Annotated in this window: 21 protein-coding genes; 20 read left to right on the top strand and 1 reads right to left on the bottom strand. The window is 46.4% G+C overall.

From position 1 onward, the window contains the following. Window positions 1-29 precede the first annotated feature (29 nt). The 20 genes from hisS to ureG all read left to right on the top strand — a co-directional run bounded on the left by hisS (window position 30) and on the right by ureG (window position 19,585). Window positions 30-1,298 (top strand): histidine--tRNA ligase, encoded by a 1,269-nt coding sequence (gene hisS, locus H5300_RS13110; RefSeq protein ID WP_102447150.1) that lies wholly within the window; start codon window positions 30-32, stop codon window positions 1,296-1,298. A 79-nt stretch (window positions 1,299-1,377) separates the two neighbouring features. After that, entirely contained in the window at window positions 1,378-1,992 is a 615-nt protein-coding gene (locus H5300_RS13115) for a YfgM family protein (protein ID WP_004735106.1), read from the top strand. Window positions 1,993-2,002: 10 nt separating this feature from the next. After that, window positions 2,003-3,163, top strand: a complete 1,161-nt coding sequence (gene bamB, locus H5300_RS13120) for an outer membrane protein assembly factor BamB (RefSeq protein WP_017084409.1) — start codon at window positions 2,003-2,005, stop codon at window positions 3,161-3,163. A 158-nt stretch (window positions 3,164-3,321) separates the two neighbouring features. Beyond that, complete coding sequence (gene der / locus H5300_RS13125) at window positions 3,322-4,803, top strand: ribosome biogenesis GTPase Der (RefSeq protein ID WP_004735108.1); 1,482 nt, start codon at window positions 3,322-3,324, stop codon at window positions 4,801-4,803. A gap of 133 nt (window positions 4,804-4,936) precedes the next feature. After that, window positions 4,937-5,857, top strand: a complete 921-nt coding sequence (locus tag H5300_RS13130) for an alanyl-tRNA editing protein (protein WP_182796143.1) — start codon at window positions 4,937-4,939, stop codon at window positions 5,855-5,857. A 289-nt stretch (window positions 5,858-6,146) separates the two neighbouring features. Then, on the top strand, window positions 6,147-7,148 hold the full coding sequence (locus H5300_RS13135) for a diguanylate cyclase (RefSeq protein ID WP_017090950.1): 1,002 nt from the start codon (window positions 6,147-6,149) through the stop codon (window positions 7,146-7,148). Window positions 7,149-7,184: 36 nt separating this feature from the next. Then, window positions 7,185-7,412 carry a zinc ribbon domain-containing protein gene (locus H5300_RS13140; protein WP_017056199.1) on the top strand — a complete coding sequence of 76 codons (228 nt, stop codon included), beginning with the start codon at window positions 7,185-7,187 and terminating at the stop codon, window positions 7,410-7,412. Window positions 7,413-7,706: 294 nt separating this feature from the next. Then, a complete protein-coding gene (gene urtA / locus H5300_RS13145) occupies window positions 7,707-8,993 on the top strand; it encodes an urea ABC transporter substrate-binding protein (protein WP_004735113.1) in 1,287 nt (428 codons plus the stop codon). Between the two features lie 160 nt (window positions 8,994-9,153). After that, window positions 9,154-10,782 (top strand): urea ABC transporter permease subunit UrtB, encoded by a 1,629-nt coding sequence (gene urtB, locus H5300_RS13150; protein ID WP_182796144.1) that lies wholly within the window; start codon window positions 9,154-9,156, stop codon window positions 10,780-10,782. A 10-nt stretch (window positions 10,783-10,792) separates the two neighbouring features. Further along, window positions 10,793-11,965: an urea ABC transporter permease subunit UrtC gene (gene urtC / locus H5300_RS13155; protein WP_017084414.1), complete on the top strand. Its 1,173-nt coding sequence runs from the start codon at window positions 10,793-10,795 to the stop codon at window positions 11,963-11,965. Beyond that, a complete protein-coding gene (gene urtD / locus H5300_RS13160) occupies window positions 11,962-12,804 on the top strand; it encodes an urea ABC transporter ATP-binding protein UrtD (protein WP_004735116.1) in 843 nt (280 codons plus the stop codon). Before urtC ends, urtD begins: the two co-directional genes overlap by 4 nt. Before the next feature lies 1 nt (window position 12,805). Then, a complete protein-coding gene (gene urtE / locus H5300_RS13165; protein ID WP_004735117.1) occupies window positions 12,806-13,501 on the top strand; it encodes an urea ABC transporter ATP-binding subunit UrtE in 696 nt (231 codons plus the stop codon). Then, complete coding sequence (locus tag H5300_RS13170; protein ID WP_076644803.1) at window positions 13,498-14,445, top strand: urease accessory protein UreD; 948 nt, start codon at window positions 13,498-13,500, stop codon at window positions 14,443-14,445. The genes urtE and H5300_RS13170 overlap by 4 nt, the downstream gene beginning before the upstream one ends. A 133-nt stretch (window positions 14,446-14,578) precedes the next feature. Next, complete coding sequence (gene ureA / locus H5300_RS13175; protein WP_017092435.1) at window positions 14,579-14,881, top strand: urease subunit gamma; 303 nt, start codon at window positions 14,579-14,581, stop codon at window positions 14,879-14,881. 11 nt (window positions 14,882-14,892) lie between these two features. Next, window positions 14,893-15,228 carry an urease subunit beta gene (locus H5300_RS13180; RefSeq protein WP_004735120.1) on the top strand — a complete coding sequence of 112 codons (336 nt, stop codon included), beginning with the start codon at window positions 14,893-14,895 and terminating at the stop codon, window positions 15,226-15,228. A 39-nt stretch (window positions 15,229-15,267) separates the two neighbouring features. Beyond that, the gene (gene ureC, locus H5300_RS13185; protein WP_017087876.1) at window positions 15,268-16,971 is read left to right on the top strand and encodes an urease subunit alpha; all 1,704 of its coding nucleotides are present in this window, start codon (window positions 15,268-15,270) and stop codon (window positions 16,969-16,971) included. A gap of 81 nt (window positions 16,972-17,052) precedes the next feature. Then, window positions 17,053-17,505 (top strand): urease accessory protein UreE, encoded by a 453-nt coding sequence (ureE, locus tag H5300_RS13190; protein WP_004735122.1) that lies wholly within the window; start codon window positions 17,053-17,055, stop codon window positions 17,503-17,505. 74 nt (window positions 17,506-17,579) lie between these two features. Then, a complete protein-coding gene (locus H5300_RS13195; RefSeq protein ID WP_182796145.1) occupies window positions 17,580-18,176 on the top strand; it encodes a HupE/UreJ family protein in 597 nt (198 codons plus the stop codon). A 40-nt stretch (window positions 18,177-18,216) separates the two neighbouring features. Beyond that, window positions 18,217-18,897, top strand: a complete 681-nt coding sequence (locus H5300_RS13200; RefSeq protein WP_182796146.1) for an urease accessory protein UreF — start codon at window positions 18,217-18,219, stop codon at window positions 18,895-18,897. Window positions 18,898-18,943: 46 nt separating this feature from the next. Beyond that, complete coding sequence (ureG, locus tag H5300_RS13205; protein WP_004735125.1) at window positions 18,944-19,585, top strand: urease accessory protein UreG; 642 nt, start codon at window positions 18,944-18,946, stop codon at window positions 19,583-19,585. A gap of 119 nt (window positions 19,586-19,704) precedes the next feature. On the opposite strand, the gene xseA is transcribed toward ureG, so the two are convergent. After that, complete coding sequence (gene xseA, locus H5300_RS13210) at window positions 19,705-21,051, bottom strand: exodeoxyribonuclease VII large subunit (RefSeq protein WP_029405079.1); 1,347 nt, start codon at window positions 21,049-21,051, stop codon at window positions 19,705-19,707. Window positions 21,052-21,085 lie beyond the last annotated feature (34 nt).

Consider the following 21,085-nt stretch of genomic DNA (forward strand, 5'->3'; position numbering starts at 1 on the left):
TGGTCGTGAGAAATTACGGAATAAATACTGTGGCTAAAAATATCCAAGCAATTCGAGGCATGAACGACTGCCTACCAACTCAATCACCACTGTGGCAGAAAGTAGAAAGCGCAGTTAAAAGTGTGGTGAGTGCATACGGTTACAACGAAGTACGTATGCCTATCGTTGAAGAAACGAACCTATTTAGCCGTGCGGTTGGTGAAGAGACAGACGTTGTTTCTAAAGAGATGTACACCTTTGATGACCGTAATGGCGACAGCCTAACGCTGCGTCCAGAAGGCACAGCAGGTTGTGTACGTTCATGTATTCAAAACAGCCTTATCAACCGTGATGAGCAGCGCCTATGGTACATGGGTCCAATGTTCCGTCACGAGCGTCCTCAAAAAGGTCGTTACCGTCAATTCCACCAATGTGGTGTTGAAGTGTTTGGCCTAGACGGTCCAGACGTTGACGCAGAACTTATCATGATGACAGCACGTCTATGGCGTGAACTAGGCATCGATAAGCACGTTCGCCTCGAGCTAAACTCAATCGGTTCTCAAGAAGATCGCGTAAGCTACCGCACTGCGTTAGTGACTTTCCTTGAGCAACACATTGATGTGCTAGATGAAGACTGCAAACGTCGCATGCACACTAACCCTCTACGTGTACTTGATACTAAGAACCCGGATGTTCAAGCTATCTTAGGTGACGCACCTCGACTATCTGAATATTTAGGTGAAGAATCGAAGCAACATTTTGCTGGTTTGTGTGAACTTCTTGACGCTGTTGGTATCGAATACCAAGTTAATGAGCGTCTAGTACGTGGCCTAGATTACTACAACCGCACAGTATTTGAGTGGATCACTGATAGCCTTGGTGCTCAAGGTACAGTTTGTGGCGGCGGTCGTTACGATGGTCTTGTTGAGCAACTAGGCGGCAAAGCAACCAATGCTGTTGGCTTCGCAATGGGTCTAGAGCGTCTAGTTCTTATGATGGAAACGCTAGAGCTAACAGAAGTTCGCCGTAGCGTTGACGTATACGTGGTTGCTGCTGGCGAAGGTACTATGATCGCAGGCATGCAGTTAGCGAATCAATTACGCGATACCGTTGAAGGCGTACGCGTAATGAACCACTTCGGTGGTGGTAACTTCAAGAAGCAATTCAAGCGTGCTGACAAAGTAGGTGCTGTTGTAGCACTGGTACTTGGTGAGAACGAAGTTGCTGACAATACAGTTGTGCTAAAAGATCTGGTTGGCGGCGAGCAAGAAACCGTGTCTCAAACGGAAGTTGCAGAGAAAGTTGCTGCGCTAATCTAATTAGCCATTGAGCAAACGCTCACAATGAATATCAACGTCAGCACTATGCTGGCGTTTAAAGAATTAAAGAGGACAGGAAGTGGAACTTTACGATAGCGAAGAGCAACAAGTTGAAGCCATTAAAGATTGGTGGAAAGAGAACGGTAAAGCCGTAATCTTTGGTGCAGTTATTGGTTTAGGCGGTCTATTTGGCTGGCGCTATTACCAAGATTCAGTCGTTGAAGCGCGTGAAGTAGCTTCAGAAGGCTACACCTCTGTAATTTCAGCTCTTGATGCTAAGGGCGTTGATGCTCAATCTGATATTCAAGCTTTTATCGACGCTAACAAAGACGCTGAATACTCTGTACTTGCTGCTATGCAATTAGCAAAAGCGCAAGTTCAAGCGGGTGACCTTGCAGCTGCACTTGAACAGCTTGAGTGGGCAAAATCGGCAACTAAGGATGCGGCACTTACGCCACTACTGACTTACCGTGCTGCACGTATCAAAGCTGAGCAAGGTGAATTTGACGCAGCATTGACTGATCTTGAAGCGATGACTGACGAATCTTGGACTGGCCGTGTTGCTGAACTGCGTGGTGATATCTCACTTCGTAAAGGCGATACAGATGCGGCTTACAGTGCTTACTCTGAAGCACAACAAGCAGCTGATGCGAGCCAAACGCTTCAAATCAAACTTGACGACCTAGCTAAATAAGGCGCTTTGAATGAAGAAGATGTTTCCAAAAGCGGCGTTGTGTGCGATTGCTCTTGGCCTATTGGCTGGCTGTGCGGGTGAAGAAGACACCGTCATCATGGCGCCAGTACCAACAGTAAATAGCGAGTTCACTCCTAGTCAGGAATGGTCTACGTCGGTTGGTGATGGTGTTGGCCACTACTTTTCAAAACTAACGCCAGAATTGGCTTACGACAAAGTGTTTGTTGCGAGCCGTGAAGGTATGGTTAAAGCGCTTGACCCTGAAACCGGTAAAGAGCTGTGGAAAGTCGATCTTGAGAAAGAAGTACTGGCTCGTTTATCGGGTGGCTTAACGGCGGCTTACGGCAAAGTATTTGTTGGTTCTGAAAATGGCGAAGTGATCGCGATGGATGAATCAACCGGTGAAGAGCTGTGGCGTGTATCAGTGAATGGTGAGGTGCTTGCATCCCCTGCAACTGAAAGCAACATGGTTATTGTTCATACCAGTCGCGGTATGTTGATCGCGTTAGATCAAGAAAGCGGCGAACAAAAATGGACGATTAGCACTGAAGTTCCAAGCCTAACACTTCGTGGCGATAGCTCGCCTGTTGCGGTTTCTGGTGGTGTATTCTGGGGGACTGCAAATGGTCGTTTAGCAGCCGCTATTGTTGACCGTGGTCAGCTTATTTGGCAACAGCCAGTAGGCACACCAAAAGGTGCAACGGAAATCGATCGCTTGGTTGATGTTGATGCATCACCGATTGTTCTTGGCGGAACCCTGTATACCGTCGGTATCAATGGTCAGCTAATCGCTATCGATCTTCGTTCTGGTAAGCCAATTTGGAAGCGTAACTACTCGTCAGCGATTGATTTAGCAAGTGATGGCAGCCGTTTGTTTGTCGTTACCGACAAAGATCATGTGGTTGCGGTTGATGCGCGTAGTGGTACTGAACTTTGGAGCACTCCATTGTTAGAAAACCGCTTACTGACAGCACCTGCTATTATTAATGGTTATGTAGTCGTGGGTGACACAGAAGGTTATCTGCACTGGTTAGATCGTTCATCGGGTGAGTTTGTTGCTCAACAGCTCGTCGATGATAGCGGCTTTGCGGTTGCGCCAATTGAAATGCCTGAAGGCTACTTAGTGACGACTCGCAATGGCGATGTAAAGAAACTAACGATTAGCCAATAAAAGCGTGATACAATTCACAGTCGGCTCCTGGTTGGTAACAGCTAGGAGCCGTTTTGTTGTTATAAATTAATAAACCGTGTGGTTATAGGTAAGAGTTTAAACTTGCGATCAAGTGCTTACCTATAACTACATTTAGAGAAGAAATTGTAGAGGTTGTTATGGTACCTGTTGTTGCTCTAGTAGGGCGTCCGAACGTAGGTAAATCTACGTTATTTAACCGATTGACTCGAACTCGTGATGCATTGGTTGCGGATTTCCCTGGCTTAACGCGTGACCGTAAATACGGTCATGCTCATTTTAGCGAGCATGACTTTATTGTTATTGACACTGGTGGTATCGACGGTACCGAAGAAGGTGTTGAAACTAAAATGGCTGAACAGTCGCTAGCGGCGATTGATGAAGCTGATGTCGTTCTATTTATGGTAGATGGCCGTGCGGGTCTAACACCTTCAGACGTGGCTATTGCTAAGCACCTTCGTCAACTAGAAAAGCCTTCAATGCTAGTAGTAAACAAGGTTGATGGTATCGACCCTGATGCTGCAAGTGCTGATTTCTGGCAACTAGGCGTAGAAGACATGTACCAAATCGCTGCAGCGCACGGTCGTGGCGTAACAGCGTTGATTGATCTTGCTCTTAACCCGTTCGCAGAAGCGTTAAAAGCTGAGAATGGCGAAGTAAGCGATTTAACTGAGTTTGAAGACGAAGAAGAAGAGCAAGTTGATTTCACTGAAGAAGAAGCTGAAGAAGAATTCAAGCGCCTTCAAGATCAACCAATTAAGCTAGCGATCATTGGCCGTCCTAACGTTGGTAAATCAACACTAACTAACCGTATTCTTGGTGAAGAACGTGTTGTTGTTTACGATATGCCAGGCACAACTCGTGACTCTATCTACATTCCAATGCAGCGTGATGAGCGTGAATACGTTCTGATTGATACTGCAGGTGTTCGTCGTCGTAAAAATATCAACGAAACAGTAGAGAAGTTCTCAGTGGTTAAAACACTGAAAGCAATTGAAGATGCTAACGTTGTATTGCTGCTTATTGATGCTCGAGACAACATCTCTGATCAAGATTTAAGCTTGTTAGGCTTTGCGTTGAATGCAGGTCGTTCAATTGTTATTGCAGTAAACAAGTGGGATGGTCTAGACAGTGATGTTAAAGATCGCGTTAAGAAAGAACTAGACCGTCGTTTAGGTTTCGTTGATTTCGCACGTATTCACTTTATCTCTGCACTTCACGGTACAGGTGTTGGTCACTTGTTTGAATCTGTTCAAGAAGCTTACAAGTCAGCAACGACTCGTGTTGGTACTTCTGTGCTAACTCGTATCATGAAGATGGCGACTGATGATCACCAACCGCCTATGGTTCGTGGCCGTCGTGTTAAATTGAAATACGCGCACGCAGGTGGCTACAACCCACCGATTATCGTTATCCACGGTAACCAAGTACGTAACTTGCCAGATTCATACAAACGATTCTTGATGAACTACTACCGTCGTTCACTAGAGATTATGGGTACACCTATTCGCATTCAATTCCAGAACAGCGAGAACCCATTTGAAGCTAAGACAACCAAGCTGACAATTTCTCAAGAACGTAAGCGTAAGCGTATGATGAGCATGGTTAAAGGTCGTAAGTAAACCTTTCCAATAGATTTGATACCCGAGCCTGTCTCGGGTATTTTTTTAAGCAAAATTCACGTTAAGCCATAACCTCATATCTCCATATCGTGATGGGTTAACGAATTAGACTCAATTTCAAAAGAAGAACGATATGACCACTAGCGATCCAATGACACCAGCGACATCCATGAAACCAATAATAGTTATCACACCAACCATTATTCAATTTTGTCATCAGGCATGGCAGATCAATGCAAAGGCGTTGTACGTTGAAAACGATGACAGCAAAACCTACCTGATCACCGACATGACGCCTTTCCACCCAGTAAGTCATATTTGGCCAGACCACCCAGCAGACCAAGGTTTTGTGAATGTTGGTGACGTGCAATATCCAGTTGAAGACTGTCTTGTTGGTGCAATAGAACAATCTACTGGCAAGCTTCATATCGCAGAAGATATCCCTGTTAAGCGTGATACGGAAGGGTGGACGTTTGTGGTTGTCCACCAGCTCCCCGCATCTGCTTCTATGATTAAGGTTAGCGACGAAGTCCTGTTGTCGGTTGATAAAGAGTATCAAGCTAGTTTGAGCCGTGGTCACAGCGCTGGCCACATCGCTTTCCTAGCCTTGAATAAAGTATTGGCTGAGAGCTACTGGCGTAAAGATGCAGATAGAAAAGATCCGCTTGGCAGTTACGACTTCAATAGCTACGCGCAAGTGACTAGCTTTGTGACTCCAGAGTTGTGTACCGATAAGTATCGTTTGGGAAAAACCCTGAAGAAGCGCGGTTTGAACGTTGCAGACATGCTAACCAATCTTGATGGTATCGAAGCCGACATCAATCAGATGATTAAAGGTTGGCTCGCAGACTCAACGCCAGTAGCAATGAGACTGGAAGGTGAGGCATTAACAGACTCTCGCTATTGGGAATGGCAGTTGGATAGCGACACTTTAGTGTCTATTCCGTGTGGTGGTACTCACATCGAGAATACGTCAGAGCTTAAGTCTTTATCGGTTAAGTTAACCCAGTTAGATGACCAGCATATTGAAATGCTGACGCATGTAATACGATGATTTAGACTACAGATCGAAATGGCTTGTGCTGTTTATTTTATTTTTACATGTAACTTTTAATATAAATGACTATTTAAAATTGAAATGCAGCACATGTAACTTATGCTTTCGGTGTGTGGTGATATAAATATTCTTTTTGGGGTAGATCGCTGATCAAAATAGATAAAGCGAAAGATCAACCTATGATCTTCGATTGTGTGTACGGCTTATTTAGTGTGTTATTATTAACCAATAGCAAGCTTGCATAAGAACAAGCTGTACCCTATTACACAATTGAAAGCTTTAGTGAATGGAACAACAATTTTTATTAGAAGGCCACCGAGCCGTCAATAGTTTGCTGCGCAAGCTTGCTCTTGGGATGGATCGCAAAGATTTAAACCATAAGATCATTCAGCTTACCGAGCAGATTTTTGGGCAGCGTATGGCTTCAATTTTACTGCTCAACTCAGAGTCTAAAACTTTACACCTTGAATATGCCCCAAACCTGCCTGATTTTTACAATCAGCAGATAGAAGGGGTTGGGATTGGTGCAGGAATAGGTTCTTGTGGCGAGGCGGCTGCGCTTAAGAAAGCAGTGATGGTCTCCAACATAAATGCACATCCAAACTGGGCACCTTTTTTAGCCCTCACCAATCAAGCGAATCTGCATGCCTGTTGGTCGGTACCTATCATCTCATCGCACGGTCATGTACTGGGTACCTTTGCCATTTATAGCCAGTACATATCTGAGCCGCATGAATTTGAGCTCGAGATTTTAGAACTACTGGCTTCCCTGTATTCGGTAGCACTAGAAAAGTTCGAGTTGGAGAATCAGCTTAACTTTTTCGCCAATCGTGATTCTCTTACCCATTGCTTGAATCGTCGCGCATTGTTTAATGAAGCTGAGAAAGTGTTGGCTAAGCGATGCTTTTCAGAAAAGGTGATGGCGTGTTTGTTTGTTGATGTCGATAAGTTCAAATCGATAAATGATACCTATGGCCATAGTTTTGGTGATGATGTGCTGTTGGCGGTTGCCGAAGTTCTTGATGAGGCAACCACAGCATGTGCCAAGATAGGCCGTTATGGTGGCGATGAGTTTGTGGTGTTCTCTTGCTTTGATGATCAAGAAAGCGTTGTTAGTTTCTACCACAGCTTAGAGAAAGCACTGCAACAAGCGCTTTATATCAATGATGTGCAGTTCTCAGTGAGTGTTGGGTTGTCTTGTGAGAAAGATCCTCAAGGATTAGACCAGTTGATCGCACAAGCTGATAAGAACATGTACCAAATCAAGCAAGCGAAGTCTCAGCGGTAGTAGATTGTAAAAATAGTAGTGAATTAGGAAATGCTAATGAGTGAAAATATCTGCCCTAAGTGTCAGTCTGAGCTAGCTTGGGATGGCAAGTATCACTGTGAAAGTTGTCAGGCTCACTTTACTAAAGTTGGGTTTTGCCCTGAGTGCAGCAGCCAACTTGAGAAGCTTCAAGCCTGTGGTGCGGCGAGCTATTTTTGCAACGGTGATTGCAACGAGTTGAAATCAAAGTCGAGAGTAAAATTCGAATTCCAACCAGCGGAATAGCCTTAAACAGCATGGTTTGAACGACCATCGGTGATGTTATACCAGAGACCCAATACCAAAGTGTTGGGTCTTTTTTGTATCTGATGAACAGGAATGTGTCATCTTGGTTCATTCTCATCGTCACTGCACCAGTATGAAACATAGTGACATGATTGCTATGCACTTTATTGGTGTGGCTGGCTATTAAGTTTAATTAATACAAAAGCTTATAAATTTATTGATTGCTTTTTAAGTTTGGCACTCTTCTTGTAACTCTGTAATTGAATAACAAAAATACAATTATGGAGTAATATCATGAACAAGGTGTTCAATTTATCGCTAGCTGCACTGTGTACAACACTTTCATTTTCTTCTGCAACAGTGTTTGCTGCTGATGAGACCATCAAGGTCGGTGTTCTACACTCACTTTCTGGCACTATGGCGATCAGTGAAACCACGCTAAAAGATACCGTGCTAATGCTTATCGAAGAGCAGAACAAAAAGGGCGGTTTGCTTGGCAAGAAGCTAGAGCCTGTCGTGGTTGACCCTGCGTCAAACTGGCCGCTATTTGCAGAAAAAGCACGTGAGCTTATCGAAAAAGAGAAAGTGGATGTGGTGTTCGGTGGTTGGACATCGGTATCACGTAAATCCATGCTGCCTGTTTTTGAAGAACTCAACAGCATCCTTTTCTACCCAGTACAGTATGAAGGCGAAGAGTCTTCTAAAAACGTTTTCTACACCGGTGCCGCGCCAAACCAACAAGCGATCCCTGCAGTGGATTACTTGATGGAAGAGCTTGAAGTTGAGCGTTGGGTACTTGCAGGTACCGATTACGTTTATCCACGTACTACCAATAAGATCCTTGAAGCCTACCTAAAAGATAAAGGTGTCGCAGAAGAAGACATCATGATCAACTACACGCCATTTGGTCACTCTGATTGGCAATCTATCGTTTCTGATATCAAAAAGTTCGGCGAAGCAGGCAAGAAAACCGCTGTGGTTTCTACTGTGAACGGCGATGCGAACGTACCTTTCTATAAAGAGCTAGGCGCTCAAGGCATTTCATCTGAAGACATCCCAGTTATTGCATTCTCTGTTGGTGAAGAAGAACTGTCAGGCATGGACACAGAACCACTGGTGGGTCACCTAGCGGCATGGAACTACTTCATGAGTGTTGATACTGAAGCCAATGAAGAGTTCGTTGAAACGTGGCAGTCGTTCATCAAGAGTGAAAAGCGTGTCACCAATGATCCAATGGAAGCGCACTATGTTGGCTTCAACATGTGGGCTCAAGCGGTCACTAATGCGGGCACAACCGATCCTGAATCTGTGCAAGATGCCTTGATTGGCGTGTCTGTTCCTAACCTTTCTGGCGGCTACTCAACCATGTTGCCAAACCACCACATTACTAAACCAGTCCTGATCGGTGAAATCCAAGACGATGGTCAATTCGATATCGTTTGGGAAACCACAGGTCTAGTGGCGGGTGATGCTTGGTCGAGTTACTTACCTGAATCGGCAAAACTGTTCTCTAGCTGGTCGAAGCCATTCTCATGTGGTGCGTTTAACGTCGAAACGAAGAAGTGTTCTGGCGGTAACTAGAGCGTCAATTCAGGAATATTGAGCCTTTCGGTTTGGGAAGAACGCGTCTGTTTAACGGGCGAAGCGAACGGAAGGCTCATCGTTTCAGGTAACAACCACTATCCACACATCCTCCAAGTAAAAATAACAATATCTAACTTGGTTGGTTAAGGAAGCAGGGATGAAAAACGTATTAAACGTATTTAAAGCACTGTTGCTCATGGCAGTCAGTGCTCAGTTGGCTTTTGCTGGAATAACGGATGAAGCTAGCTTTACCAAGGCGCTAGTTGGTAAGAAAACATCGGATAAAGAATTAGCTATCGATTGGGTGATTGAGACGCAAACGGAAGGTGTGTCGAAACCTATTCTGGATGGTTGGTTAAACGGAAACCTTTACTATTTTGGTGATAAACAGAGCGAGCAGTACAAACAGCTCTACCTCATTCAAAGCATCAAAATAGCGACGTCAGCTCAGTCAGTATGGACTGATTCAACGCTTAATATCGAGAATGCGAGACAGTTTAAAAAGGTTCGTGTGAATAACAAACTTCGCGGCATCTTACGCGGGGAAATTGCTTCTATTGGACTGAACAGCGGCAATCCTGATGTGCGTTATAAAGCGGTTTTGGATTTGTTAGGAACCAAAGACGCTGACATTATCGAACGACTCACTGAACTCAGAATCAATGAATCAGATGGCAAAGTAGCTGAGCTAATGGATTTGTCGTTAGCGATTTCCACCTCTCTTAATAACAGTGCCACCATTGAAGATCGTGTGGCTTCAATTGAACGAGTTGGCGACTTCAAACACTCGGTCGTTCTGAAAACACTGAACCAACTACTGAACAGTGAGCAAGATCCAAGCATTACCGCTGCAGCAGAACGTGCGATGGATAGCTACCAACAAAGCCAAGCACTCTATTCGGGTGTCGAAACCGTATTCTTCGGTTTGAGTTTAGGTTCGGTATTGGTGCTGGCGGGCATTGGCTTAGCGATTACCTTTGGTGTGATGGGCGTTATCAACATGGCTCATGGCGAGTTGATCATGATTGGCGCTTATACCACCTATGTCATGCAATTGTTGATGCCCAATCATATTGGTTTGGCACTGATACTCTCTATCCCTGCTGCGTTTATTGTTTCTGGTTTGGTGGGCATTGTGATCGAGCGAAGTGTGATTCGTCATCTTTATGGTCGCCCATTGGAAACCTTACTCGCGACCTTTGGTATCAGCTTGATCTTGCAGCAAGCCGTTCGCTCGATTTTCTCTCCTTTGAACCGCTCAGTGAGCACACCTGAATGGATGTCTGGCGCACTTCAATTGAACCCAATGTTGTCCCTGACTTACAACCGACTTTATATCATCCTGTTCTGTGGTTTGGTGTTTATGGGCTTATTAATGGTTCTGAAAAAGACACCACTAGGCTTACAGGTTCGTGCGGTTTCTCAAAACCGTGGCATGGCTCGTGCGATGGGTATTCGTTCTGAGCGAGTTGATGCGATGACCTTCGGTTTAGGCTCTGGCGTTGCGGGTGTCGCGGGTGTGGCACTTTCTCAACTGACCAACGTCGGTCCAAATATGGGGCAGGCATACATCATCGACTCATTCATGGTGGTGGTGTTCGGCGGTGTTGGCAACCTATGGGGCACGCTAGTCGCTGGCTTAAGCCTTGGTCTTTTCAACAAGATTTTAGAACCATGGGCTGGTGCGGTTCTCGCCAAGATTCTGGTACTGGTTTTCATCATTCTGTTTATTCAAAAACGCCCACGCGGACTCTTCCCGCAACGTGGTCGTGCGGCTGAAGGCTAAGGACAACATCATGCAGTCAAAATCATTTGTACTTTCGGCAATGCGTGGTGACAAAGGTGGCCAACTGACCATCCTTGCCATTCTTGCGGCCGTCATTCTTATCCCACTGGCTAACACCATGTTACCAAGTGGGCACCCGCTTCATGTCGAGACTTTCACTATCTCACTAATGGGCAAATACCTGAGCTACGCAATGTTGGCGTTGGCGCTCGATCTAGTGTGGGGCTATCTCGGAATCTTGAGTCTTGGTCACGGTGCTTTCTTTGCGCTTGGTGGTTATGCGATGGGCATGTACTTGATGCGTCAGATTGGTGACCGTGGGGTTTATGGTGATCCAGTCTTACCAGATTTCATGGTGTTCCTTGATTGGTCTGCGTTGCCGTGGTTTTGGCAGGGCTTTGATCAGTTCTGGTTCGCCTGCTTGATGGTGGTGTTGGTGCCGGGCGCGTTGGCTTACTTGTTTGGTTATCTGGCTTTTCGCTCTCGCGTGTCAGGGGTTTACCTTTCTATCATGACTCAGGCGTTAACTTACGCATTGATGCTGGCATTTTTCCGCAACGAGATGGGCTTTGGTGGTAACAACGGGCTGACGGATTTCAAAGACATCATCGGCCTGAGCTTACAGAGTGATGCGGTCAAGATAGGTCTGTTTGTCGCGACTGGTATTGCGCTTATTCTCAGCTACATCGCGTGTCGCATGGTGGTGACCAGTCGATTAGGTCGTGTGGCACTGGCGATTCGTGATACAGAGTCACGTACTCGCTTTATGGGCTACGACGTCGATGGCATCAAGCTGTGGGTCTTCGTTCTTTCAGCGGTTATTGCTGGTATTGCTGGGGCTTTATATGTTCCTCAAGTTGGCATCATTAACCCGGGTGAATTTGCTCCGCTTAACTCGATTGAGATTGTGGTTTGGGTAGCCTTAGGCGGTCGTGCCACTCTGTTTGGCGCCATTGTTGGGGCATTGATCATCAACTACGCCAAGAGTTGGTTTACGGTTGAGTTCCCAGAGGTGTGGTTATTTGCTCTGGGTGGGCTATTCGTTCTCTCGACCATGTATTTCCCACAAGGTGTAATTGGCTTTGTTAGTGAAAAATGGCAGCTGCTACGCAAGGCATCAAATGGGAAAAACCAAGATGAAGATAAGGATGATCAGCACAAAGCAAAGGAGGTGATCGCATGACCACATTTAATAGCGTAAAGGAATCGGTTCAGGCGTTCACTCGTCGAGACCAAGTCTTTGATTACCTTAAACCTGATATTCACCCCGCTATCGATACTCGCCACAACGTGCTGTTGTATGTGGAAGGCGTCAACAAAAGCTTCGATGGTTTCCAAGCGATAAACGATCTGAACCTCTACATCAATGAAGGAGAGCTTCGCTGCATCATTGGCCCTAATGGCGCAGGTAAAACCACCATGATGGACATCATCACAGGTAAAACTAAGCCAGATACTGGCGAGGTGTGGTTGGGTTCGAACATCAACTTATTGAAGATGAACGAAGCTGAAATTGCCAATGCAGGCGTTGGGCGTAAGTTCCAAAAACCGACCGTGATTGAGTGTTTAACTGTGTGGCAGAACCTTGAGTTAGCGATGGCCGGTGACCGTTCAGTGTGGGCGACGTTCACTGCTGTGATGTCTGGTGAGCAGAAAGACAAGCTGACCTCGGTACTTGAGCTGATTCATTTAAAAGACGAAGCGGCGAATTTGGCAGGTAACCTGTCTCACGGTCAGAAACAGTGGTTAGAGATAGGCATGTTATTGATGCAAAACCCTAGGCTATTGCTGGTGGATGAACCCGTTGCAGGGATGACTCACCAAGAGATGGATCGTACCTCTGAGTTACTCAATTCACTGGCAGGTAAGCACTCGGTTGTGGTAGTTGAACACGATATGGATTTCGTTCGTTCTATCGCAAGCCATGTCACTGTACTTCATCAAGGTCATGTGCTGGCTGAAGGCACCATGGACCAAGTGCAGGCTCACCCAGAAGTTAAACAAGTTTATCTCGGAGAATAGGATGTTAGAGGTTAAATCAGTTAATCAATATTACGGTGAGAGCCACACGCTGTGGGATTTGGACATGCAGATCCCGGAAGGCAAGTGCACAGTGTTAATGGGACGAAATGGTGTCGGTAAAACGACGTTGCTGCAATGCATCATGGGGTTGGTTAAGGTCGAAAGCGGTGACATTTCGTTATCGGGTGAGTCGCTTCTTAAAACCGATGCGGAAGATCGCGCTCGCCAAGGTATCGGTTATGTGCCGCAAGGCCGTCAGATCTTTCCGATGCTTACCGTTCAAGAAAACCTAGAAGTAGGTTTGCCGATTCGAGAAAAGGGCGACCGTAAGATCCCTGAGTTCATCTTCGATATATTCCCAGTGTTAAAAGAGATGCTGCATCGTCGCGGTGGTGACTTATCTGGTGGTCAACAGCAGCAACTGGCGATTGGGCGTGCGCTGGTGGTTAATCCAAAACTGTTGATCTTGGATGAACCAACAGAAGGTATTCAGCCCAATATCGTGCAAGAGATTGGCGACATCATTAGCATGCTCAACGAGAAGATGGGACTCACCGTCCTGCTTGTTGAGCAGAAGCTGCCATTTGCGAGAAAGGTCGGTGACCGATTTTGCATTATCGACCGTGGTCGTCAGGTAGCTGAAGGTGAAATGAAAGGGCTCGATGAGTCTTTGATTAAGGAGTACCTAACCGTATGAGCTCTCTATATTCTTCGAGTGAAGCAATAAATGCTTCTTTAGCGGGAGTTTTGTCTCTGAATGAGACCATCGAACAAGATATCCGAGACGGTTGGCAAGCGAGCTTAAACCTCACCTTTGTTGACCGCGGTGATAAAACCGTTTTAAAGAATCGTCAGCAGTCTGGTCCGCTTGCGGTGCAGCGCCCCTTGTATCCTGATGGGGAAACGTGTCACACCTACTTACTCCATCCCCCCGGCGGAGTGGTAGGTGGTGACACTCTCAATATTGAAGCGACCATCGAAAGCGGTGCGCATGCGTTGATCACCACACCCGGTGCGACCAAGTTTTACCGCTCAAACAACAAGTACGCCAAGCAGAAGCAGACCCTGCGAGTGAAGAAAGATGCACGCTTAGAATGGATGCCGCAAGAGAACATCTTTTTCCCGAATGCACACGTTCGTTTAGACACTGAAATTCGCCTAGAAAAGGGTGCACAATTTTGGGGGTGGGAGATGCACTGTTTTGGACGCCCTGCACAGAATGAGGGATTCGAGCATGGTCACCTCGTTGGGAAAACAGAAATCTATCTTGATAATCAAAGGCTTCTGACTGAAGGTTTTAATTTTCACGGTGGCGATAAGTTAATGATAAATATGGGCTTACTTGATTATTCAATGATGGGAACCTTTTATATTACCTCAAATAAGAAGCAAGATTTAGAGTTGGTACAGAGCTTGCTCTTATCTATTACACAGCAAGCTTCACAGCAATCAGTTACATCAAAAACGTCGAGTGAACCCACATTAATATTGGGCGCGACTCAGATAGAAGGATTGATTGTGGTGCGAGCCTTGGGTAATTGGAGTGAAGACATCCTCCAGGCCTTTGGTCAGATATGGCAAGCAACTCGCTCTCATTTATGTGGTACGACTCCTGATTTACCAAGGATTTGGGCGACTTAGCGATTAGCCCTTTTTGTACCTAGGGTGACTTCCGACCCTAGGTACATTTTTTCAAGCTTGCTGTGATTGAATTCCACTTACTGCTCATGTGTTTTTGAGCACTAAGAAAACAACACTAACAGCGGGCGGCTAAATGGAATTAACACCAAGAGAAAAAGATAAGCTACTTATCTTCTGCGCAGGAATGCTGGCACAGCAGCGCAAACAAAAAGGCTTAAAACTCAACTATCCAGAATCTATTGCACTGATCAGCAGTGCCATTCTTGAAGGTGCCCGTGAGGGTAGAACAGTTTCAGAATTAATGGATTTTGGGCGCACACTGCTTACTGTCGATGACGTTATGGAGGGGATCCCTTCTATGATCCCTGATGTACAAGTCGAAGCCACTTTTCCTGATGGCACCAAGTTGGTGACCGTTCATGAACCTATCGTGTAGGGGGAAGTAATATGGCTGGTTCCACAAAACAATACTCAGGATTCGTTCCCGGAAAAGTCGAAACCGCTCCCGGTGACATCACTCTCAATGAAGGCCGCGACACAACGTCCGTTAAGGTACAGAACATTGGCGATCGTCCTGTCCAAATTGGCTCTCATTACCACTTCTATGAAGCAAACCCTTCGCTGATCTTTGACCGAGAAGCCACTAAAGGTTTTCGACTCAATATTCCTGCTGGTACTGCAACCCGCTTTGAGCCGGGTCAGTCGCGCAGCGTCGAGTTAGTGCGTTACGCCGGTAAGTTAGAGATCTATGGCTTCCAAGGAAAGGTGATGGGCAAGCTCTAAGCGCTCCCACGGAATAATGAAAATAACAAAGGATTGAACATGGCGACGATATCCAGACAGGCTTATGCCGAAATGTTTGGGCCAACAGTCGGTGACCGAGTGCGTCTTGCTGACACTGATTTATGGCTAGAAGTTGAAAAGGATTACACCGTATACGGCGACGAAGTGAAGTTCGGCGGCGGTAAAGTTATCCGTGATGGACAAGGGCAAAGCCAGCGTCCAAGTGCCGAAACTCCAGATTTGGTGATCACCAATGCGATTGTGTTGGATTACTGGGGCATCGTAAAAGCCGATGTCGCAGTCAAAGATGGTCGAGTTCAGGCATTGGGTAAAGCGGGCAACCCAGACGTTCAACCGGGCGTTGATATTGTGATTGGCCCGGGCACGGAGATTTTAGCCGGTGAAGGTTCAATCCTGACTGCTGGTGGCATTGATTCACACATCCACTTTATTTGCCCACAACAGATTGAAGAAGCACTGGCGTCGGGTGTGACAACCATGATTGGCGGTGGCACTGGGCCAAACACCGGCACTAACGCAACCACATGCACGCCGGGGCCTTGGAATATGCATCGCATGTTGGAGTCACTCGATCAATTCCCTATGAACTTTGGCTTGTTAGGCAAAGGCAATGCAAGTCAGCCAGAAGCTCTACGCGAACAAGTAGCGGCAGGTGCCGTGGGTTTGAAGTTGCATGAAGACTGGGGAACCACTCCCGCTTCAATCGATACCTGCTTGAATGTGGCTGACGAGATGGACGTACAAGTTGCGATTCATACCGACACTCTGAATGAATCGGGTTTTGTTGAATCGACACTTGGCGCAATCGGTGATCGCGTGATTCATACCTATCACACCGAAGGTGCGGGCGGTGGTCATGCTCCCGATATTATTCGTGCTGCAGGTGAGCCGAACGTTTTGCCCTCCTCAACCAATCCAACACGACCTTACACCATCAATACCGTCGATGAGCATTTGGATATGTTGATGGTGTGTCATCACCTTTCACCATCGATTGCTGAAGATGTCGCGTTCGCCGAATCGCGTATTCGCCGTGAAACCATTGCCGCAGAAGACATTCTTCATGACTTAGGCGCGTTCTCGATGATCGCTTCGGACTCACAAGCAATGGGACGTGTAGGCGAGGTGATCACTCGAACTTGGCAAACCGCGCACAAGATGAAAGTTCAGCGCGGCAGCCTAAAAGAAGATTCAGACTACAGCGATAACTTCCGATTAAGACGCTATGTCGCTAAGTACACCATCAACCCAGCGATCACTCATGGTATGTCTCATGAAATCGGCTCTATTGAAGCAGGAAAGCTGGCGGATTTAGTGTTGTGGAAGCCCGCTTTCTTTGGTGTGAAACCGAGTGTGATTTTGAAAGGCGGCATGATCGCCATGGCGCCGATGGGTGACCCAAACGCTTCAATCCCAACCCCTCAGCCAGTTCATTACCGCTCTATGTTTGGTAGCTACGGCAAGGCATGTCAAAACACATCAATGCTGTTTGTCTCTAAGGAAGCCAAAGCGCAGAACATTGATAAACAGTTGGGTCTGCAGAGTTTGATTGGCGTAGTAAGTAACTGCCGAAACATTAGCAAAGCCGACATGAAGCTCAACGATTGGATGCCGAAGATTGAGGTGGATTCTCAGACGTATCAAGTACGTGCCGATGGTGAATTACTGACGTGTGAGCCTGCTGAAGAGCTGCCAATGGCTCAGAGATACTTTCTGTTTTAAGAGCTCGGCAGAAGGCTCTTTGATTGAATAATGATCTTATTTTGAACGTTATAAATCTCACAAGGAGATTGAGGTAATAGCATGATTGAACTGACTCAACTGAATACTCAAATACAAAATGCACCGGACGGCTACTTAAGCCTGCCGATCGATAGCCGCATTAAAAGTCGTCTTAAGGTGATGCTAGATGACGGACGTAATGCCGGCCTGTTTCTACCACGAGGTCATATCTTGCGTGGTGGCGAACAACTGTCGAGTGAATGTGGCTTGGTAGTGGAAGTGAAAGCGGCACCAGAAACCGTTTCGACTGTTTACTGTGAAGACTTGCTCCTGTTAACGCGAGTGGCGTATCACCTTGGTAACCGACATGTTCCTCTGCAAGTGGAAGCGGGCTGGGTTCGTTATCAACATGACCATGTTTTGGACGAAATGGTTGAAGGCTTAGGCGCAAAAGTGACTACCGAGAAACAACCCTTTGAACCCGAAGGTGGCGCTTACGGCGGTCGATCAGGTGGTCATCATCACCATCATTAATTGAGTCATTTGAGACTCACCCATTTATTAGATACAACCACGATATTAATAACTATAAACGCAAGGAACTCGCGATGAACTTTAAAACAGCTGTAGGCTTATGCACTTTCACAATAGCTTCTCTAACAACATCAACGATGGCTTTCGCTCACCCAGGACATGGGGCGCATTCGGTTCATGAGTCTCACTCGTTTATGTCTGGCTTAACTCACCCTGTGACTGGCATGGATCATCTGATCATGTTGATCGCTTTTGGTTTGTTAATTGGCGCACTTTCATTTTCAACCAAGATAAAAGCCGCTCTGATTGGCGGTGGATTGGTGTCTTTAGTGGTAGGGCTTATCGCAGGCCAAGCCCTAGGTTTCTCTGTGATTGTTGAGCCTGCCATTATCGCTTCTCTGTTTGTCGTCAGCTTATGTTTATGGCATGTATTCTCACCATCAACCAAGCGTGTAAACAGCGTATTAGTTGCTTCGATTGCTATGTTGTTTTTCCATGGTTACGCACACGGCGTTGAATCCGCGAGCAACCTGACTCAGTTCGCAACAGGCATGAGTATCAGTGCTTTGGCTCTGATGGTTATTGGTACTTTTGTTGGCCGCGCGGTTTACTCTAAATGGCTGTCAGTCGGTGTTGCTTCAGCAAGCGCACTATTGCTGTTAGGCGCGTAAGCTCTCGAACTTTCGATTCTAGAAGACAGAGAGCAAGAGTATGACTAAAACAGAAAATGTCGCTATTTATCGTCTGTTTCAATTGATCAGTCCATCGTTGCCGATTGGTGGGTTCACTTACTCGCAAGGTTTAGAGTTAGCGGTTGAAGCGGGATGGGTGACCAATCGCGATAGCATGGAACAGTGGCTGAATACCATTGTCAGTTCCAGTGTCGCAACTTTGGAACTGCCCATCTTAGAGCGCCTTTATCACGCTTTAGAAAAGGGTGAACTCGATGAGATTGAGCACTGGTGTAACTACCTGTACTCAAGCCGTGAAACCAGTGAATTGCGAGCGGAAGAAAAGCAGCGTGGACATGCATTGAACACCTTGTTGAAGCGCCTGGATATCGATATTTCGCTGGTGGATTCTGTTGATAGTCATCCAAACCAATTGTTGGGCATGTGTATGGCGGCTCAGCATTGGGGTATTGATTTAGAGAGCCTCAAGCAGGGTTATTTATGGAGTTGGCTTGAAAACATCGTTACCGCAGGGGTCAAGTTAGTGCCTTTAGGTCAAACCGATGGTCAGTTGGCACTGATTAATATCACCAACACGTTTCCCGAGATCATTGAGAAAGCACGCACGATAGAAGATTGGATGATAGGCAGCTTTTCGCCTTCGATGGCACTAGCGAGTTCACTGCACGAAACACAATACACACGACTATTTCGTTCGTAGCGGTTAGCGCGAACGATGTAGCAAAAAGAATATAAGGAAGTAGACAATGGAAAGTTATAAGCAACCACTTCGAATTGGTATTGGCGGGCCGGTAGGGTCTGGTAAAACAGCATTGTTAGAGGTGCTATGTAAGGCGATTAGAGACAAGCTCAACATTGCCGTGGTAACCAACGACATCTACACCCAAGAAGATGCCAAGATTCTCACGCGAGCAGAAGCGCTGGAACCGGATCGCATCATTGGTGTAGAAACCGGTGGCTGCCCGCACACGGCGATTCGTGAAGATGCCTCGATGAACCTTGCTGCAGTCGAAGAGCTGGCTAAGCTGCATAAGAACCTTGATGTGGTGTTTGTAGAGAGCGGTGGCGACAACCTCAGTGCCACGTTCAGCCCTGAATTAGCCGACCTTACTATCTATGTAATCGATGTGGCGGAAGGGGAGAAGATCCCACGTAAAGGCGGGCCGGGTATTACACGTTCTGATCTGTTGGTTATCAATAAGATCGATTTAGCACCGTATGTAGGTGCGTCGCTTGAAGTGATGGAACAAGACACTCAACGCATGCGACCAACTAAGCCATACGTGTTCACCAACCTAAAAGAGAGCCAAGGTTTAGATTTCATTATCAACTTTATTGTGACGGAAGGAATGCTGACCATGAAGGAGCCTTCTACGACTGAGTCGTGAGTCGGGAGTAAGGTTTGAATCCGTTCGTTTGCTTTTGAAGCCAATAGACACAAAAAAGCCCTGTCGATTATTTGATAGGGCTTTCTGGTTTTAAGTGATTTTTAACGTCCTAGTTGAATCTAAAGCTCGCTCTTCGCGACTCTTGTTGTTACTTGCGATTCAATCACACCATCTTCTACTTGAGTGGTAATCACTTCGCCCACCTCAACATCGTTAATCGATGACACAGTTTTGCTCGATGCTGAATGAGTAATGCTATAGCCACGCTTTAGGGTTGCTAGTGGACTAACGGTTTCTAACTTCTCGGCAGCCATGGCTAGTTGGTGGCGAGTGGTCAGTAATGTCTTATCCATTGCATCCAGTAGCTTTTGCTCAGAGCGTTGCAGATGCAGTTTCTGTTCACCGAGGCGTTTTACTGGCGAGTTCAGCTGAAGCTGGTGTTGTTTGCGCTCAACACGCTGTGCATGCTGTTTTAGGTATTGGGTCATACCGCGACGTAAACGCATGTCTAAGTCATCAAGCTGCTGACTCTGCTTTTGCAGTTGGTAGCTCGGGTGTTGTTTCTCTAAGCGGTACTTCAACGTTTGAGTTGATTGCGCTTGTTTGATTAACACATGACGAATCGCACTGACTAAACGAGCACGTTTAGAGGCATAAGCTTGCTCTTTATGACTGTTATCACGGCTAACTAATTCAGCGGCTGCTGATGGCGTTGGAGCACGCATGTCTGCGACGAAATCGGCGATAGTAACGTCAACTTCATGTCCAACGGCGCTGATAATCGGGATCTGACTTGCTGCAATTGTGCGGGCCACGATCTCGTTATTGAAGCACCATAAGTCTTCTAATGAACCGCCGCCACGACCCACGATCAATACATCACATTCGTTGCGCTCATTGGCACGTCCAATCGCTTGAGCGATCTGAATCGAAGCTCCCTCACCTTGCACCATGGTCGGATACACGATGACTGGCAATGAAGGGTCGCGTCTCTTGAGAACATCGAGAATATCGAAGAGGGCTGCGCCTGTTTTAGAGGTGATGACACCGACGCACTTAGGATGTTCTGGCAGAATCTGCTTACTGGATTGAGCAAATAAGCCTTCCGCCGCCAAGTTCATCTTAAGTTTTTCAAACTCTTGCTGAAGCTTGCCGTCACCTTCTGGCTGCATGCTTTCGATGATGAGTTGATAGTCACCACGTGGCTCATAAAGAGACAAACGTGCTTTGACTAAAACTTGATTACCGTTCTGAGGCTTAAAAGTCACACGGCGGTTATTGCCACGAAACATAGCGCACTTAACTTGAGCGCGAGAGTCTTTAAGCGTGAGGTACCAGTGACCAGAGACAGGTGCAGAGAAATTTGAGATTTCACCAACGAGCCAGACTATTCCCATTTCGTTTTCTAATAGGAGACGAACCTCTGAGTTGAGGCGAGAAACAGTAAAGATGTTTGGATTAGTCATAGAAGCACTATCTTTCCTTGAAGGAAGGTCTTTC

Origin of the sequence: Vibrio sp. SG41-7 (assembly GCF_014164465.1) — a bacterium.
GTDB lineage: Bacteria > Pseudomonadota > Gammaproteobacteria > Enterobacterales > Vibrionaceae > Vibrio > Vibrio splendidus.

Coding starts and splice junctions, on each gene's coding strand:
- urtC (WP_017084414.1), top strand. CDS start 10,793: ATGCAGTCAAAATCATTTGTACTTTCGGCAATGCGTGGTGACAAAGGT.
- ureE (WP_004735122.1), top strand. CDS start 17,053: ATGATTGAACTGACTCAACTGAATACTCAAATACAAAATGCACCGGAC.
- ureC (WP_017087876.1), top strand. CDS start 15,268: ATGGCGACGATATCCAGACAGGCTTATGCCGAAATGTTTGGGCCAACA.
- xseA (WP_029405079.1), bottom strand. CDS start 21,051: ATGACTAATCCAAACATCTTTACTGTTTCTCGCCTCAACTCAGAGGTT.
- H5300_RS13130 (WP_182796143.1), top strand. CDS start 4,937: ATGACCACTAGCGATCCAATGACACCAGCGACATCCATGAAACCAATA.
- bamB (WP_017084409.1), top strand. CDS start 2,003: ATGAAGAAGATGTTTCCAAAAGCGGCGTTGTGTGCGATTGCTCTTGGC.
- urtA (WP_004735113.1), top strand. CDS start 7,707: ATGAACAAGGTGTTCAATTTATCGCTAGCTGCACTGTGTACAACACTT.
- urtE (WP_004735117.1), top strand. CDS start 12,806: ATGTTAGAGGTTAAATCAGTTAATCAATATTACGGTGAGAGCCACACG.
- H5300_RS13180 (WP_004735120.1), top strand. CDS start 14,893: ATGGCTGGTTCCACAAAACAATACTCAGGATTCGTTCCCGGAAAAGTC.
- H5300_RS13135 (WP_017090950.1), top strand. CDS start 6,147: ATGGAACAACAATTTTTATTAGAAGGCCACCGAGCCGTCAATAGTTTG.
- ureA (WP_017092435.1), top strand. CDS start 14,579: ATGGAATTAACACCAAGAGAAAAAGATAAGCTACTTATCTTCTGCGCA.
- H5300_RS13170 (WP_076644803.1), top strand. CDS start 13,498: ATGAGCTCTCTATATTCTTCGAGTGAAGCAATAAATGCTTCTTTAGCG.
- der (WP_004735108.1), top strand. CDS start 3,322: ATGGTACCTGTTGTTGCTCTAGTAGGGCGTCCGAACGTAGGTAAATCT.
- urtD (WP_004735116.1), top strand. CDS start 11,962: ATGACCACATTTAATAGCGTAAAGGAATCGGTTCAGGCGTTCACTCGT.
- H5300_RS13140 (WP_017056199.1), top strand. CDS start 7,185: ATGAGTGAAAATATCTGCCCTAAGTGTCAGTCTGAGCTAGCTTGGGAT.
- ureG (WP_004735125.1), top strand. CDS start 18,944: ATGGAAAGTTATAAGCAACCACTTCGAATTGGTATTGGCGGGCCGGTA.
- urtB (WP_182796144.1), top strand. CDS start 9,154: ATGAAAAACGTATTAAACGTATTTAAAGCACTGTTGCTCATGGCAGTC.
- H5300_RS13195 (WP_182796145.1), top strand. CDS start 17,580: ATGAACTTTAAAACAGCTGTAGGCTTATGCACTTTCACAATAGCTTCT.
- H5300_RS13200 (WP_182796146.1), top strand. CDS start 18,217: ATGACTAAAACAGAAAATGTCGCTATTTATCGTCTGTTTCAATTGATC.